Origin of the sequence: uncultured Arthrobacter sp. (genome assembly GCF_902805515.1) — a bacterium.
Classification (GTDB): domain Bacteria; phylum Actinomycetota; class Actinomycetes; order Actinomycetales; family Micrococcaceae; genus Arthrobacter_D.
Genome location: NZ_CADCTE010000161.1, coordinates 1 through 15,090 on the forward strand (window position 1 = coordinate 1; position 15,090 = coordinate 15,090).

General features: G+C 68.3%; 14 protein-coding genes and 1 pseudogene. 4 read left to right on the plus strand and 11 right to left on the minus strand.

The features are described from left to right. From rpsA to polA, 3 genes and pseudogenes are all read right to left on the minus strand, one after another. Positions 1–178, minus strand: a pseudogene (gene rpsA / locus QZX79_RS14920) (30S ribosomal protein S1); the annotation flags it as partial. Positions 179–444: 266 nt separating this feature from the next. Beyond that, positions 445–1,764, minus strand: coding sequence for a GNAT family N-acetyltransferase (locus QZX79_RS14925; RefSeq protein WP_294569402.1), 1,320 nt, complete (start codon positions 1,762–1,764; stop codon positions 445–447). Between the two features lie 55 nt (positions 1,765–1,819). Beyond that, entirely contained in the window at positions 1,820–4,582 is a 2,763-nt protein-coding gene (gene polA, locus QZX79_RS14930) for a DNA polymerase I (RefSeq protein ID WP_294569404.1), read from the minus strand. On the opposite strand from polA, the gene QZX79_RS14935 reads away from it, so the two are divergent. The 3 genes from QZX79_RS14935 (at position 4,581) to QZX79_RS14945 (ending at position 6,000) form a co-directional block, all read left to right on the plus strand. After that, entirely contained in the window at positions 4,581–5,066 is a 486-nt protein-coding gene (locus QZX79_RS14935; protein ID WP_294569406.1) for a hotdog fold thioesterase, read from the plus strand. The two genes, polA and QZX79_RS14935, sit on opposite strands and share 2 nt — an antisense overlap. A gap of 157 nt (positions 5,067–5,223) precedes the next feature. Then, positions 5,224–5,418: a hypothetical protein gene (locus QZX79_RS14940; protein WP_294569408.1), complete on the plus strand. Its 195-nt coding sequence runs from the start codon at positions 5,224–5,226 to the stop codon at positions 5,416–5,418. A 57-nt stretch (positions 5,419–5,475) separates the two neighbouring features. Beyond that, entirely contained in the window at positions 5,476–6,000 is a 525-nt protein-coding gene (locus tag QZX79_RS14945) for a hypothetical protein (protein WP_294569412.1), read from the plus strand. A 22-nt stretch (positions 6,001–6,022) separates the two neighbouring features. Here QZX79_RS14945 and QZX79_RS14950 read toward each other — a convergent pair whose 3' ends face one another. The 6 genes from QZX79_RS14950 to ligD form a co-directional block, all read right to left on the minus strand. Beyond that, positions 6,023–6,418, minus strand: a complete 396-nt coding sequence (locus QZX79_RS14950; RefSeq protein ID WP_366485027.1) for a response regulator — start codon at positions 6,416–6,418, stop codon at positions 6,023–6,025. A 13-nt stretch (positions 6,419–6,431) separates the two neighbouring features. Beyond that, positions 6,432–6,689 carry a PLD nuclease N-terminal domain-containing protein gene (locus QZX79_RS14955; RefSeq protein WP_294569415.1) on the minus strand — a complete coding sequence of 86 codons (258 nt, stop codon included), beginning with the start codon at positions 6,687–6,689 and terminating at the stop codon, positions 6,432–6,434. Positions 6,690–6,749: 60 nt separating this feature from the next. Continuing rightward, positions 6,750–7,670 (minus strand): hypothetical protein, encoded by a 921-nt coding sequence (locus QZX79_RS14960; RefSeq protein WP_294569417.1) that lies wholly within the window; start codon positions 7,668–7,670, stop codon positions 6,750–6,752. A 13-nt stretch (positions 7,671–7,683) separates the two neighbouring features. Continuing rightward, complete coding sequence (locus QZX79_RS14965) at positions 7,684–7,938, minus strand: hypothetical protein (protein ID WP_294569420.1); 255 nt, start codon at positions 7,936–7,938, stop codon at positions 7,684–7,686. A gap of 94 nt (positions 7,939–8,032) precedes the next feature. After that, the gene (locus tag QZX79_RS14970; protein ID WP_294569421.1) at positions 8,033–9,724 is read right to left on the minus strand and encodes a GAF domain-containing sensor histidine kinase; all 1,692 of its coding nucleotides are present in this window, start codon (positions 9,722–9,724) and stop codon (positions 8,033–8,035) included. 363 nt (positions 9,725–10,087) lie between these two features. Beyond that, positions 10,088–11,110: a non-homologous end-joining DNA ligase gene (gene ligD / locus QZX79_RS14975; RefSeq protein WP_294569423.1), complete on the minus strand. Its 1,023-nt coding sequence runs from the start codon at positions 11,108–11,110 to the stop codon at positions 10,088–10,090. Between the two features lie 231 nt (positions 11,111–11,341). Between ligD and QZX79_RS14980 the strand changes: the two genes are divergently transcribed. Next, on the plus strand, positions 11,342–12,067 hold the full coding sequence (locus QZX79_RS14980) for a GAF and ANTAR domain-containing protein (RefSeq protein WP_294569424.1): 726 nt from the start codon (positions 11,342–11,344) through the stop codon (positions 12,065–12,067). An 11-nt stretch (positions 12,068–12,078) separates the two neighbouring features. Here QZX79_RS14980 and QZX79_RS14985 read toward each other — a convergent pair whose 3' ends face one another. Together QZX79_RS14985 and QZX79_RS14990 are read right to left on the minus strand one after the other, a co-directional pair. Next, complete coding sequence (locus QZX79_RS14985) at positions 12,079–13,254, minus strand: phytase (RefSeq protein WP_294569425.1); 1,176 nt, start codon at positions 13,252–13,254, stop codon at positions 12,079–12,081. A 261-nt stretch (positions 13,255–13,515) separates the two neighbouring features. Continuing rightward, positions 13,516–14,466, minus strand: coding sequence for an NmrA/HSCARG family protein (locus tag QZX79_RS14990; protein WP_294569426.1), 951 nt, complete (start codon positions 14,464–14,466; stop codon positions 13,516–13,518). Positions 14,467–15,090 lie beyond the last annotated feature (624 nt).

Genomic DNA, 15,090 nt, shown 5'->3' on the forward strand with positions numbered 1-15,090 from the left:
AACCGATGTCGAGCAGGACCTCATCGCGGTCGACCTTGACGACAGTACCTTCGACGAGATCTCCGTCGTTGAAGTACTTGATCGTCGCGTCGACTGCTGCGAGGAAGTCCTCAGCGGTGCCGATGTCGTTGATAGCGACCTGCGGGGCACCTTGCTTCTCGGTGGTGGTGATGGTCATGTAGTTGGGGCTCCGTTGTGGAAGTTTTCTTGATCCGGAAGCGGACGCTGGAAAAACCGGCCGAAAAGCCGGGCCATCCAGGGGAATCCGATGTCCGGAAGCGGACAGATTGGATAAAACCTAAAGAGCGGTTCTATTGGTATTGCGCCGGAACTCGCACGGCGGATGCCGGCCCGAACCACAGCGCAATACGCGCCCGTCTAGTCTAACGGCGGGAGCCAACCCCGTCAAAGCGGGCAGGTAGTGCCGGCCCGCGGTGCCCGCGCCTAGAAATGCGTGATGCAGTAGGGGTTTTCGGCGTCCCGGAACAGGTCGTTGAGCAGCTCGATGGCACCTTCGGTGCGCTGCTCCACCAGCCCGGCACCCACCAGCGCAGCGGGGCTGACCCCGCCCAGGTAGAGCGAGCCCAGCGCAGCGATGTCCAGGACCACGTCGACGTCCGAGTCGGAAGCGACCCGCTCCACGCGTCCCCGGCCGCCGGTGACGGTGAGCTGGTAGGTGCCGCCCGCGAGTCCGAGCGCGTCGGACACCTCGAACACCAGGCGCCCGCTGCTGCGGTACCCGCGGCCCTCGAGGGCCTGAGCGACGTCGAGCAGGCGCACCCACAGCACGTCCTCGTGGCCGGTGACCCGGTAGCAGCGGCGGTCGGCAAGCGCCCAGGGCAGCGGGTCGTCCACGGCCGCGCCGTCCCAGGTGATCTCCTGGATGAGGTCGAGCGACCCGAGGTACCGCCAGAGGGCGAGGTAGGACTCCTCGGTGCCGGCGACGAGGTCGAGAATGCTGACGGTGTAGGGCTCCTTGGACCACCCCTCGAAGCGGTAGGCCACATAGCCGACGGCGTTGCCGGCGTCGTCGTAGTGGACCGCCGTACGCACCGCCTTGTCCTCGACCGGCCGTTCCCGGCCCCACTGGCCGGAGACGCGCTTGGCGTAGGCGTACTGTCGCCCAACCGATCCTTTGGTGCGCTCATGGAAACGGGCAAACACCGCTCCCGCGAGTGCCGGGACCTCGGCGGGCTCGGCCAGCTCCGTCCGCCCGGTGGGGGTGCCGAGCACGGCGAAGCGCTCCCGCACGTCCACGGTCACGCTCGACGTGAAGGTGGCGCAGCCGAAACCGAAACGCCCGTAGATGGTGGCCTCTGACGCCGTCAGCAGCGCCACGGGCACACCCGCGGCCGCGGCGTCCTGCAGGTCCTCGGTCATCATCCGGCGCAGCAGGCCGCGCCGCCGGTGGGAGGGCCGCACGGTGACGGAGGTGATGAGGTGGGCCGGGAGCGGCTCCGGCCCTCCGGCGTTGAGGGTGTTGCGCATTGAGGCGTACGTCGCGACCGGTACGGCCCCGTCGATGGACAGCGCGCCGGGTGCGTCATCGTGCACGCCGACGAGGGTCCGAGCGTCGGCGGACAAGGCAGTCACCACGGCCGGGAGATCCTCCGGCTCCGCCCGGGATTCGAAGAAACCGATCCGCACGGCGTCGATCCAGTTCGCGAACCGCCCTCCCGGCGAGGTGTCCTCCTCCGTCGTGACCTGAAACTTCTCAAGGCGCAGTTCGGTGGAGGTGCCCGGCGTCGTCGTCTGTGTGCTCACGCTCCAAGACCCTAGCCGGATTACGCGCCCTTCACCACCGGCCGGGGAGGATTCGTCAGTGCGCCGCCTCATGCCAGCTCAGCCCGGTGCCGACCGAGACATCCAGGGGCACCGACAGGTCGGCTGCGCCGGCCATCTGCTCGCGCACCAGCGCCTCCACCACGTCCTTCTCCCCCTCGGCGATCTCGAGCACAAGTTCGTCGTGCACCTGCAGCAGCATGCGCGAGGACAGGCCCTTGGCCTTCAGTGCGCCGTCCACACCGAGCATCGCCTTCTTGATGATGTCGGCCGCCGAGCCCTGGATGGGCGCGTTAAGGGCTGCCCGCTCCGACATCTCCCGCAGCTGGCGGTTGTCGCTGGAGAGGTCCGGAAGGTAGCGGCGCCGGCCCTCGATGGTCGAGGTGTAGCCGTCCTTGCGTGCCTGCTCGACGATGCCGCGCAGGTAGTCGCGCACCGCGCCGAACCGCTCGAAGTAGTCACGCATCAGGGTGCGCGCCTCGTCGACGGAGATGGCGAGCTGCTTGGAGAGCCCGAAGGAGCTCAGCCCGTAGACCAGGCCGTAGGACATCGCCTTGACCTTGGAGCGCATCGCACTGGTGACCTCCTCGGGCGCGACGCCGAAGATGTGCGAGCCGACGAACCGATGAAGGTCCTCCCCCTCGCGGAACGCCGAGATCAGGTTCTCATCCCCGGAGAGGTGGGCCATGATGCGCATTTCGATCTGGGAGTAGTCGGCCGTCATCAGCGTTTCATAGCGGGTGCCGTCTGTGCCCTTTCCGACGACGAACACCTCGCGGATCCGCCGGCCCTCGTCCGAGCGCACCGGGATGTTCTGCAGGTTCGGGTTGATCGAGGACAGCCGGCCCGTCGCGGCGACCGTCTGGGCGTAGGTGGTGTGGATGCGCCCGTCCTCGGCCACGGACTTACGCAGGCCCTCGACGGTCTGGCGGAGCTTGCTGGCGTCGCGGTAGGCCAGGAGCTGCTCGAGGAACGGGTGGCCGGTCTTAACGATCAGGTCGGTGAGGGCGTCGGCGTCGGTGGTGTACCCGGTCTTGATCTTCTTGGTCTTCGGCAGCCCGAGTTCCTCGAACAGCACCGTCTGGAGCTGCTTGGGCGAGCCGAGGTTGATCTCCTTGCCGATGATGCGGAACGCCTCGGCCCCGGCGGTGCTGATGGTCTTGGAGAAGTCGTCGAGGAGCCGGTCGAGGCGTTCGACGGAGACGGCGACGCCGGTGAGCTCCATTTCGGCCAGGACCTCGGACAGGGGCAGCTCCAGCTCCCCGAGGAGCTGGTTGGCGCCCTTTTCGACGAGCTGGCCGGCGAAGTGCTCGCTGAGCTGCAGGGCCGCGAAGGCGCGCATCACGGCCGGACCGGCGACATCCTTTTCCCCGAGTTCCAGGGCGAGCTGGCCGGAGGCGTTGCCCGGCGCCGTGCCGAGGGTCAGGCGCAGGTGGTACTGGCTCAGGTCGGCCAGGTCGTAGCTGCGGCGGTCCGGCTGGATCAGGTAGCCCGAGATGGCCGTGTCATCGACCTCGCCCGCCAGGTGCAGCCCGCGCGGTGCGAGCAGCTTGTAGGCCTCCTTGAAGTCGTGGACCACCTTGGGCGCGTCGAGGTCGGCCAGCCAGTGCGCGAGCACCTGCTCCGCCTCTGCGTCGAGCCCCTCCAGCGGCACGTAGGCCGCCGCGGTGGAGGTGACGATGGCGATCCCGGTCACGTCGGTGCCCCCGGCGGTGGCCTCGGTGGCGAGGTGGACCGCCGCGAGGGCCTGGTTGGTGGACTTCAGCCACGCGGTCAGGGGCGCGGCGTCGGTGAGGATGACGTGCGGCGGCGGGGTCATCTCGTCGCCGGTCTCCTCGACCTCCTCCTCGCCGAACAGGTCGAACAGCCGCTTGCGCAGGGTGTTGAACTGCAGGGAGTCGAAGAGGTCCTCGACGGCTGAGCGGTCGGGGTGCTGGGAGAGCATCGCGTCGAGGTCGACGGGCAGGTCGAGGTCGGTCAGCAGCCGGTTCAGCCGGCGGTTGCGGCGGACGTCGTCGGCGTGGGCCCGCAGCGCGTCGCCGACCTTGCCGCCGATGGAGTCGAGGTTCTCGAGGATCCCCTCGAGCCCGCCGTAGAGCCGAATCCACTTGGCGGCCGTCTTGGGTCCGACGCCCGGCACGCCGGGCAGGTTGTCCGCGCTCTCTCCCACGAGGGCGGCAAGGTCGGAGTACTGGTGCGGCGGCACGAAGTACTTCTCCTCGATGGCCTGGGCGTCCATCTGGGGGATGTTGGTGACGCCCTGCTTCGGGTACAGGACGGTGACGCGGTCGTTGACCAGCTGGAAGGCGTCGCGGTCCCCGCTGACCACCTGGACGTCCCAGTCCTCGGCAGCTGCCTTGGTGGCGAGGGTGGCCAGGATGTCGTCGGCCTCGTAGCCGTCCATCGAAATGGTGGGGATGCGCATGGCCTCCATCACCTTGATGATCAGGTCGACCTGCCCGTGGAACTCCTCGGGCGTCCGGGACCGGCCCGCCTTGTACTCGGTGTACTCCTCGGAGCGGAACGTCGGGGTGTCGAGGTCGAAGGCGACGGCCACGTGGGTGGGCTTCTGGTCCTTGATGAGGTTGATCAGCATCGCGGTGAACCCGTACACGGCGTTGGTGTGCTGGCCGGTGTCGGTTGAGAAGTTTTCGGGGGGCAGGGCGTAGAACGCCCGGAACGCCATTGAGTGTCCATCGATGACCAGGAGGCGGTTGCGCTGTCCCGTCGCTGTTCTCGGGGCGGGCAGGGTGGATCCAGGTTTGGTTGTTTCACTCACAGGTGCCAGCCTAGTTCCCATGGTCGACAATTTCACTCAGCCGCCCGCGGGCCGCTCCGCAGCCAACCCGTATGTCGAGGAACTCACCATTGCGGGGGTCCCCCCGGAGATGCACGACTGGCTGGGCCGTTACGGGATTGGGCGCCTGACTGTGAAGATGGGCATCACCTTCTCCGAGATGAGCGCCGAACGGATGGTGGCGTCGATGCCGGTCGCCGGCAACGAGCAGGTGGCCGGGATCCTCCACGGTGGCGCGCACCTGGTGCTGGCTGAGACCCTTGGGTCCTTCGCCGCCGGGATCCATGCCGGCCCGGGACGGAACGCCCTGGGGATCGAGATCAGCGCCACCCACCACCGCAGCATCGCCGCCGGGACGGTCACGGGGACGGCCACCGCAATCCACCTTGGGCGCACGCTGACCACGCATGAGGTGGTGATGACCGACGAGGAGGGCCGGAGGCTCTCCACGGCGCGGATCACCAACCTCATCCGCGACGCACGGTAGGGCGCTAACACGGGGAGCCGCGCCCTGCCAGCGCTCTCTGCTGCCGCGGCCGTCATGTTCGAATCGTTTCCCCACCCCGACCCGCCGTCCTACGGTTTAAGCACAGACACGGGTTCAAGCACAGACACGTGATTTTCGACGGAGAGAAGTGAGAACGGTGGCAGGCGAAGCTCTTAGGAAATACCCGCTCATCTTCGCGCTCAGCGCGATGCTCCTCGTAGGCTGTGATGACTCCGGGAACCAGGACGGCGGAGGATCCTCGCCGGAGGAGACCTCGCAGTACGACGACAACAACGGGATCGACACGGACCAGGGCGACGATGCCCGCGGTGAGGACAACGAGAACCAGTGACACCCGGCCGGGGCGGGCGTCCGCCGTCGGCCCTGCCGGCGGGACGGGAGTGCGGAAATGAAACGGCGTAAGAGGCGGGTACGGAAGTCGACCGGGGTGCGGCTGACCCTGATCCTGGGGTCCGCGGTGCAGGGGGCCTTCGCGGGCCTCGTGGGCGCCGCTGCCATGACCCTCGGCGAGAAGATCGAACAGGCGCTGACCGGACGGCCGGACTCGTATGTGCCGGGACGCACGCTGAGCTCCCTGCTCGGCCGGCCGGTGTCGGACCGGGCCAAGCCAGCCGCGGCCAACTCTGCGATGCACTGGGGAACGGGGGCGGTGCTCGGGGCGCTGCGGGGCGTCTGGGCCATGACCGGCATCCGCGGAGGGGCCGCCAATGCCACCCACACCGTGGTGCGCCTCGCCTTCGACCAGACCCTGGAGAACGCGACGGGCGCTGGTGCGCCGCCGTCGCTCTGGCCGGTCGGGGAGAAGACGGTGGACTATCTCCACAAGGCGGTCTATTCCCTTGTCACGGGCGTTGCGGCCGACCGGTGGATCGCCCCGCGGCTGGTCTCGCGGCGGGGTGTCCGCAGCCACTGAGCAGCGCCGGGGCGGGTGCGCCCTAGGAGGAAATGGGAACGCTGCGCTTTTCCAGCCCGTCCTCGATGCGGCGGCGCAGTTCGGCGGGGCGGAAGGGCTTGGTGAGGTATTCGTCGGCCCCGGCCTCCGCGCCGCGGGCCTCGTCGCGCGGGTCGGCCCGCGCGGTCAGCATGACGATCAGGGTGGAGGAGAACCGGCGGATCCGCCGTGCCACCTCAAACCCGTCGATGTCGGGCAGGCCGACGTCGAGGGTCACCACCTGAGGGGCGATCTGGCGCACCATCTCGACACCGGCCTGACCTGCGGGGGCGGTGTGCACTGTGAATCCGAACCCCGTGAGCACTGCGTGCAGGAGGTCCCGGACGTCATCGTCGTCTTCAATGACCACCGCGGCGCGCGCTGGCTTGTCGTCTTGCATTCGGCAAGTCTACTCAACGCGGGGCGGCCGGATGGCGGCGCCCAAAGAGGAAGTAGGCGATCGGCCCGGCGAAGTTGAGAAAACATGCGACGGCCCACGCGGCGCGGCTGCCCCGGACGGCGGCCGGAGGGCGCCGGGCGAGGTCGGTGAGCGCGGCGGCCATCAGGGTCGCCTGCAGCGTTCCCACGGCCATCACGGCCCTGCGCTGGTCCCGGTTAAGGTCCTTCCACGACTTCCTGCGGGCCGCACGGCCCCGGGTGCTTCGCCTCATGGTCGATCCTTTCGGTCCGTGGCGTGGAGCATTCGCGGCGCCGGTTCCGGCTGGGCGGTGCTACGAGGAATGCGCCGCCTGGGGCGCCGTGACCGCGACCAGGCCGACCCGCAGCTGCGGGTCGGGGCGGTGGGGTACGTCAGCGGTGATCCGCAGCTGCCAGCGCACCCGGAACTTCCCGGTGTCCAGCGACGGTGCGGGCAGGAAGCGCGGGGTGGCGACCTCGAACGGGAGCACGGCCTCAGCGCCGGCGGCGGGCAGGCCCTCCGTCAGGGTGGTCGCGGCGATCGTGTTTTCGGTGTGGCGGGGGTGCTTCTGCGGGCGGTCACCGGATTGCCCCTCGGGCGTGGGTCCATAGGCGACCGCTTCGAGCATCACCAGTTCCACCCGGACCGAACGCAGCGTTCCGTGGTGCACTGCAACCCGGAGCCGCCCGGTGACCGGTGTCGCGTTGGTCAGGACCCGCGCTGACAGTTCGACCAGCTCAAGGGACGCGGTCCACTGGACGGTGGCCTCCGGTTCCTGGGCGGCATCGGCGGTGCAGCCCGCCGCGGCCGACTGGACGGTGAACATTCCCTCGCCCACGGATTCCTGGTCGTCCCGGGCGGACATGCGCACCCGAAGGATCCAGGAGATGCTGATCAGCTCCCCGCGCACGGAGGGAAGGTTCAGCGCCGGAACGGTGACGACGGCGCGGGTCCGGTAGGTCTCCCCCGCCATCACCCTGCCGGCCGGCGGCAGGGGCTGCTGCGAGATGACGTGGGTGGAGCGGTCCCGGGCGGTGTAGATCACGCCGTGAAGGTTGGTGCGGCCGTACCCGTAGTCGATCACCTGGACCACTTCGAGGATTACCTGATCGGCCACCACATCGCGTTCGGCGACGGCTTCGATGTCGACGGCGAAGCTCTCGCCCTCCACCACGGCACGTTTCGCCGGAAGCGGGCGGATATCGATATCCAAGGGGGCTGCTCTGTGCTGCATTGGCCGGCCCTCCCTACCCCTGAGGGAGCGGCGGATTCAGCGGCGCCGCCAGCTGCTGTCCGGCGGCCTCATCGGACTTCCGTGCGATGAAGCGCAGGTCCTCCGGCGTCAGCTCCATCTGGCCGTGCTGGCTGTCGGTCTCCGGGTGGCCCGCGGCACGGCGGACCACCCCGGCCACCGTCCGCGGAAGCACCCTGCATCCGCGGTTCGTCGTGATCCATCGGCGCGTGGGCTGGTCCAGCTTGTCCCAGGTTTCCTCAAGGCTCATTGAATGCTCCGATCCGTTGGTGGTGCTGCGGCGTCGCCACAAGTAAAGCTCAACTTCCGGCTCCTGCACAGGGGCTTTCGTCCCACGCCGTTCCCTACCGCGGAAGGGGTACCGTCCACGAGAGCCTCGTTCCGTGGCCCGGGGCGCTTACGGGAACGAAGGTTCCGCCGACCGCCGCCGCCCGGTGCTGCATATTGGAGAGGCCGCTGGTGCGGCCGGGGTTGCGGAAGCCCTTCCCGTCGTCCTCGATCAGCAGCTTCACCTGCCCGCCGCGCACCGAGACGGTGATAGTGATGTGGAGCGCCCCCGAGTGCCGCAGGGCATTCGAGAGGCCCTCCGAGAGGACGGCCAGCAGGTGACCGGCCACGGGTTCCGGGATGCCGTCCACCGGGCCGCGCATCTGCAGTTCCGGCGTGGTGCCCGCCTGCCAGGTGCCGTCCTGTACCGCCCGGACGATCCGGGAGCTGAGCCGCTCGCGCCCGCCGTTGTCACCCAGCGCGTAGATGGTGTCCCGCAGTCCGCGGATCGTCTCATCCAGTTCCCCGGTGATGGAGTTGATCCGCTGCTGCGCGACCGGGTCCGTGGTGTGGCGGCGCAGGCTCTGTACGCTCAGGCCTGCGGCGAAGATGCGCTGGATCACCAGGTCGTGAAGGTCCCGCGCGATGCGGTCCCGGTCGGAGAAGACGATCTGCTGCTCGCGCATCAGGTGTGCGTGGGCCAGTTCCAGGGCCAGTGCCGCACGCGAGCAGTACACCTCGTTCATTTCGACGTCGACCTGCCCGTACCCGGGCGCTCCGAACGGGCGGGCGAGGATCAGGATTCCCGCGTGGGTGCCTTTGTGGCCGAGGGCCGCCACCAGGACGGGGCCGAGTTCCTCGGCGGCCGGCGCGCCCGCCCAGAGATCAGGGGCCCGGCACAGGACGGACTCTCCGGTGGTCAGCAGGTGCGCGATGGGTGTGCTGTCGGCGGCGATGGCGTGGCCCTTCACCAGGTGGCTGTCGCCGACGGCCGTGCCGCAGCGCAGTACGCGGCCGCCCGGATCGGGGAAGGCGATCATCGCCACGGTGGACTCGGACTGCTCGAGGGCGCCTTCGGCGATCAGGTCGAGGCCCGCGGCTTCGGCCGTGGGGTTGCCCAGCAGTCGTTCGCTGACGTCCATGCCGGCCTCAAGCCACCGCTGGCGCCGGGTGGCGTCCTCGAACAGGCGCGCGTTCTCGATGGCGACGCCTGCCGCGGCGGCCAGCGCCACGGCGAGCTCCTCGTCCTCGGCCGTGAAGTGCTCCCCGCCCTCCTTCTCGGTGAGGTAGAGGTTTCCGAAGGCCACCCCGCGCACCCGCACCGGAACGCCGAGGAACGTGCGCATGGGCGGGTGGTGTTCCGGGAAGCCGCTGGCCTGCGGGTGCTCGTTGAGGTCGGACAGGCGGATCCGCCGGGGGTCCCGGATCAGGTGCCCCAGCACCCCACGGCCCTTGGGGATCTCCCCGACGCGGCGGGCCTGGTCCTCCTCCATGCCGACCGTGACGAAGTGGGTCAGGGCGTCGTCGGGCCCGATCACCCCCAGGGCACCGTACCGCGCCCCCACAAGCTGGCAGGCGGAGGTGACCACCCGGTCGAGCACCGCCTCGAGGCTGAGGTTCTCCGCGAGGGACATGACCGCCGAGAGCAGGCCCTGGAGCCGTTCCTGGGTGTGGAGGAGGTCCTCGGTGTGCGGCAGGAAATCCTTGAGCACCTGATCCGCGCCGGGCAGGGAGGACTGCGCGACGGACGCGCGGCGGGGGCCAGGCACTGACGCCGTCACCACCGTGCACCGCCCGTGCGGCGGCCCGGGCCGTCAGGGCGCGCCTCCAGGCGTCCTCCCTCCGGCGGCCGTTCCACCGGCAGCACGTAGATCGCATCGATTCCGGCCATTGCACTCCCCCGACTTCGGCAAACCCACTTGGCAGCGGAAGGATCCCCTTCCGCCGGTCAGCACCCCAGCCTGCCCGCAACGCGACCTTCCACGGGAGGCGCTCCTTCGCCCCGCCGCGTCCTCAGTAATCCTGCGACTTTCCTAAATTTTTCCTAAATTTTTCCTACACTGTCCATTCTGCGGGTGTACTCCCGCCCAACGCCACCCCGGGGGTCCCCCGGCGTCACACACGGGAGGCCGCTATCCCTTGGCCCGCGCCCGGCTTGGCTGGACGCGCGGGGGCTCACCGGGCATCTTTGGATAGTCCGGGGGAAAGGGAAGCTCCCCGAGGCCCGCCTCCACGTCCCGCTCCCACCAGCGGAGCAGCGTGTCGATGGTGCCCGGTTCGGAGTGCATGTCCGCCCAGGGATCCCCCCGGTCTTCCAGCCGCGCCGGCACCGTCACCACCGTGAAGCTGCGGGGGTCCGCCGTGCCCAGGTCGTCCCAGGCGAGGGGGCAGGACACCGGGGCGTGGGGCAGCGGGCGCGGGCTGTACGCCCCGGCCATGGTGCGGTCCCGGTTGGCCTGGTTGTAGTCGACGAAGACGAGCTGCCCGCGCTCTTCTTTCCACCACGCGGTCGTCACCTTGTCGGGCATGCGGCGCTCGAGTTCGCGGGCGGCGGCGATGACGGCGTGCCGGACCTCGAGGAACTCGTGGTCCGGGCGGATGGGGGCAAAGACGTGGAGCCCGCGGTTGCCCGAGGTCTTCACAAAGGAGGTCAGTCCGGCCTCGGCGAGCACCGAGCGCAGTTCAAGAGCGGCGGGGACGGCCTCCTCGAAACCGGTGCCCGGCTGGGGATCGAGGTCGATCCTCAGCTCGTCGGGGTTGTCGGGGTTGCCGGCACGCGAGGCCCAGGGGTGGAATACGAGGGTGTTCATCTGCGCGGCCCACACCACGGCGGCCGGCTCATCGAGGACCACCTGCGGGTGGGACCGGCCGCTGGGGTACACCACGGGCACGGAGCGGATGAAGTCGGGTGCGCCCTTTGGCGGGTTCTTGGAGAAGAACTGCTCGCCGTCGATGTCGCCGGAGAACCGCTGCAGGGACACCGGCCGGTCGCCGTTCGCGGCGAGGAACGCCTCCTGCACCCGGATGAGGTAGTGCGCCAGGTCGAGCTTCGTCAGGCCGAGCTCGGGCCAGAGCACCCGGCTGGGACTTGAGATGCGGACGTCGCGGGCGCCATGAGGGCCGGGGACGGAGAGGGTGGTTTCTTCGCGGGCCATGGGAGCACCCTACTCTCCGGGGCTCGCCGCGTCAGTGCCCTACGGCGGGGAGGCCCGCCGCAGTGCACTGACGCCATGAATTGCAGAAGCGCAAGAGACGCGGGCGGGAGTGCGCCGGACTTGGAAGGGGCGTAGCGTTAATCGAGTCGTTGAGCAGTAGGCGCTGCAGGTTCCTCGCCGCCGCGTCCGCGGCCTCCTGACGCACGGGCGGACACCACCCGAAAGGCCATGATGACGGACCATGAGACGGCAGCGGTTGCGGGACGCGAGCTCGACGGCATCCTCGAGGACATGGTCCTTGAAAGTCCCGACGTCGAGCACTTCCTGGCCCAGCTGACGCGGCTGGCCGCCCGGAATCTCCTGGCGCCGGACAGCGAGGTGGAGTGCAGCACCACGCTGCTGCGCCCCCGGAAAACCGCAACCATCGCCAGTACCAGCATCCGGGCCCTGGACATGGACGAGTTCCAGTATTCCCTCGGTGATGGACCGTGCCTGACGGCGGCCCGGACCCGCCGGATCGTCTACGTCTGTGACATCGACAGCGACACCCGCTGGCCCGAGTACCAGCAGGCCGCCGGCAGCGGCTTCCGGTCGGTGCTGGGCGTGCCGATCCCCATCGACGGGGAGGCCTCGGCCAGCCTCAATCTCTATTCAACATCGGCGGCAGCCTTCGATGAGGAAGCCCTCGAGGCCGCCCGGACCTTCGCCCGCCTGGCGTCGAAGTCCCTGAGACTGGCGGTGCGCATTGCGCACCTGTCCGACACCGCGCACGACCTCCGAGCCGCAATGGAATCCCGCACCACCATCGGCCTCGCTGCGGGGATCCTCATGGGCCAGAACGGGTGCACCAAGGACGCGGCAATGACAATCCTCAAGCAGGCCTCAACCGACCGGAACCTCAAACTCCGGGACATAGCGGCCGCCGTCGTCGCCGCGGCCGACGGCCAGGGCCGCTGACCGGGGCCGTCTCATTCGCCCTCTGCTCCTATTTGGCGCGGGTCAAAAGTGGTGTCCACGAGCAGCTGCGGGTCAAAGGAATCGGCAATTCGCTGCCAGGAGACGAGCTTGTGGTTCTGGTTACCACTGTTGTCGTTGCCCGCATCGGTGTTGGCGTGGTCCTGGCTGGTGAAAAGTCCAGCGGGATATGAAGGCCCGAGCGGGAAATTGGTCACGTCAATCCCGTCTTGACCGCTCACACCGTCGATGCTTTCTCCATCGCCAATCTCGAAGGAGCCGACATGGTCGTTGTCACCGCGGTTGTAGACGACGAAGTTGGATCCACCCTGGCTCGACACAATCAGGTAACCGGTCCCCTTCCGACCATAATAAATGGCGGGGTTCTTGATGTTGTCCACTATTCGTCCACCGGTCGCCTCGGTGCGGTCCACGAGTGTCCGGATTGCACCGTGCCCCGGCTCGGCCCCGTACCGCCACAAGCCAACCTCCTCCTCGGCCACATAGACACGTTGCAGCTCATCGTCTGCCACAATGCCTTCCGAGCTGCCGCCGTTGTCGAAGGAACGCACGGCAGTCCCTCGAACCGTTCCGGTGGAGCCGTCCAGTTCGAACTGGGTTACCTCGTTGGTATCGAAGTCATGCACAAAGGCGTGATACTTCCCGGAGACCGGGGAGTGGTACATTCCGAAGCCGCGGGGCCTGCCTGGCGTGCTGATTCGCCCTACCTCTGTCAGGGACCGATCCGCGGTGTTCACCTTATAGAATCGAACGCCGGTCGATCCCTCATTCCTCTCCGTCGCACCGACGAGGGCGATCCTCTCACTGCCCAGCGGGAAGTTGTACCGGAGATCGACGTTGTTCATACTGCCGTGCAGGTAGAAATGCAGCTGGCGCCCCGCCAGGTCGTAGACCCCCACGCCCCCGGTTTCTGTCTTGTCCGTGCCGATCACCACGCTCTGCGACGGATCCGTTGGGTGTATCCAGATCGCGGTGTCGTCCGCCGCGTCCTCAGCGCTCGGAACGGGCTTTGTCTCTTCGGACGGAACCGGGGCGCCCGCCGAAGCCGCCTGCGGGGTGCCCTGCGGGGCGACAACTAAGTTGAGGACTGCGAGGGCGGCAGCTAAAACCGCGACAAGCAGGACCACGAGCCGGATCAGCGTGCGTCGAAGACTTACAGAGTGGGCCATGGCATTCCTATCCGTTGGCCGGTGCGCTGTACGAAGGCGGCGTAGAAGGGCTTCTTGCTTGGCAACTCGCTCCCCCAGCTACAACGAAAGCGTACGGGGCCTCAAGCATGCGCTCAAGAGTCCGCTTTGACTCATTTGGATGGCTTGTTGAGGCGGATGGTGCGGGGGCCGAGGCCGGCATTCGCGAAGTCAAGGGAACCGGACGAGGGGCATACCCGTCCTGGGTGATGCCCCTCGCTGGTCACTGTCTGCGGCGGCTTGCTAGGCGGCCTTCAGCGCCTGCGCGTTCTCGGCCGCCCAGGTGCGGAAGTCCTTCAGGCCCGGCACGAGCCGGCGGAGTGTCTCCAGGTCCCGGGCGCCGGTGAACTCCTTGTCGAAGTCCCCGTAGTACTGGAACATGTTGCCCGCCTCCTCCGCCCCGGGGAAGCCGAGCCCCCGGAAAGCATCGTAGGGCACCGACTGGAAACGCACGGGTTCGCCGATGGCCTCGGCGAGCCGGCTGGCGTACTGGGCGCCGGTGAGGTGATCCCCCGCGAGGCTGACGGTCTTACCGATGTACTCCCCGCCCGCGGCGAAGATCGAGAACACAGCGCGGCCGATGTCCGCGACATCAACCCCCGAGAGCAGCCGGCCGTCTTCGAAGGGGAGCGTCAGCGTCAGGACGCCGTCGTCTGCGCGCTGGGGAGCCATACTCGCCGCGAAGTTCTGGAAGTAGAAGGTGGTGTTCAGGGACGTCGTCGGCACTCCGGCGTCGGCGAAAAGCGCGTTGCCCTCACCCTTGGCATCGAAGTGCGGCACGTTGTAGTGATCCTGCAGCACCGGCATCCGCGGATCCTCAAGGGGAAGCAGCTCACGGGTGTCCTCCAGGGTTGACCAGACCACATGCGCCACCTCGGCCGCTGCGGCCGCCCGGGCCAGGACGGCGGTCTCGTCAAGCTCCCGCCGGGCGGAGCCATGCGCCCAGAAGTTCGTCACCAGGAACGCCCCGTCAGCGCCCGCGAGCGCCGCAACGACGCTCTGCTCATCCTCGAAGTCCGCGCGGACAACATCCGCCCCCAGCCGGCGCAGGGCCTCCGCCGAGGCGGACCCGGGATCCCGGGTCAGGGCCCGCACCGCGAAGCGCTTCTGCGGATCGGCCAGCAGGGCGCGGACGACGCCACCTCCCTGGGAACCGGTCGCTCCGGCCACTGCAACGATCTTCTGCTCACTCATGATTTGCTACCCATCGATAGGTTGTTGATGTGTCAACCTTAGTCCTGTTTGATTGATGTATCAACCAGCTCCCCTCCAGCACGGAGGTGCCGGTCGGCAGTTTCAGATTTGGGAGGTGGGCATGGCCCACAGATCGGCGATGGAGGACCATCGGGGGGGACGAGGCCAGGAGATTGTCGTGCTGGTCAAGAGCCGCGGTGACCTGCCCGGCGCTGCGGGCGGCACCGACGACCCGGTGACCGGCACCGAGAATCACAGACTCGGGCACCGGCGCTCGGTCCCGGCGTGCAGATCCATGCCGGGAACCGGCTAAAGCGAACCCTTGCAGGAGCCGTGAACAACCAGCGCAAAATCACCGGCATGTGGCCCGTGCATGGCCCCGACAGGCAGCCGCACCCACCGGGCGGATAGGGGCGCGAGCCACCAGGGTCGCCGGGACGACCGTTCGAGCCGCCCCTACCTTCATTTTATTTAGGGTAGGCGCAGTCGTTGACACGCCCAGTGGACGGATTTAAGTTGTGGTTGCCAGAGGAAAGTGCGGCCGGGAGCCGCCGCCGCGAATCATTTTGTCGCCGAGCAGGCACCGTCTTTTCAGCTATTCATGACAGGGATGGCGTCCTTCGC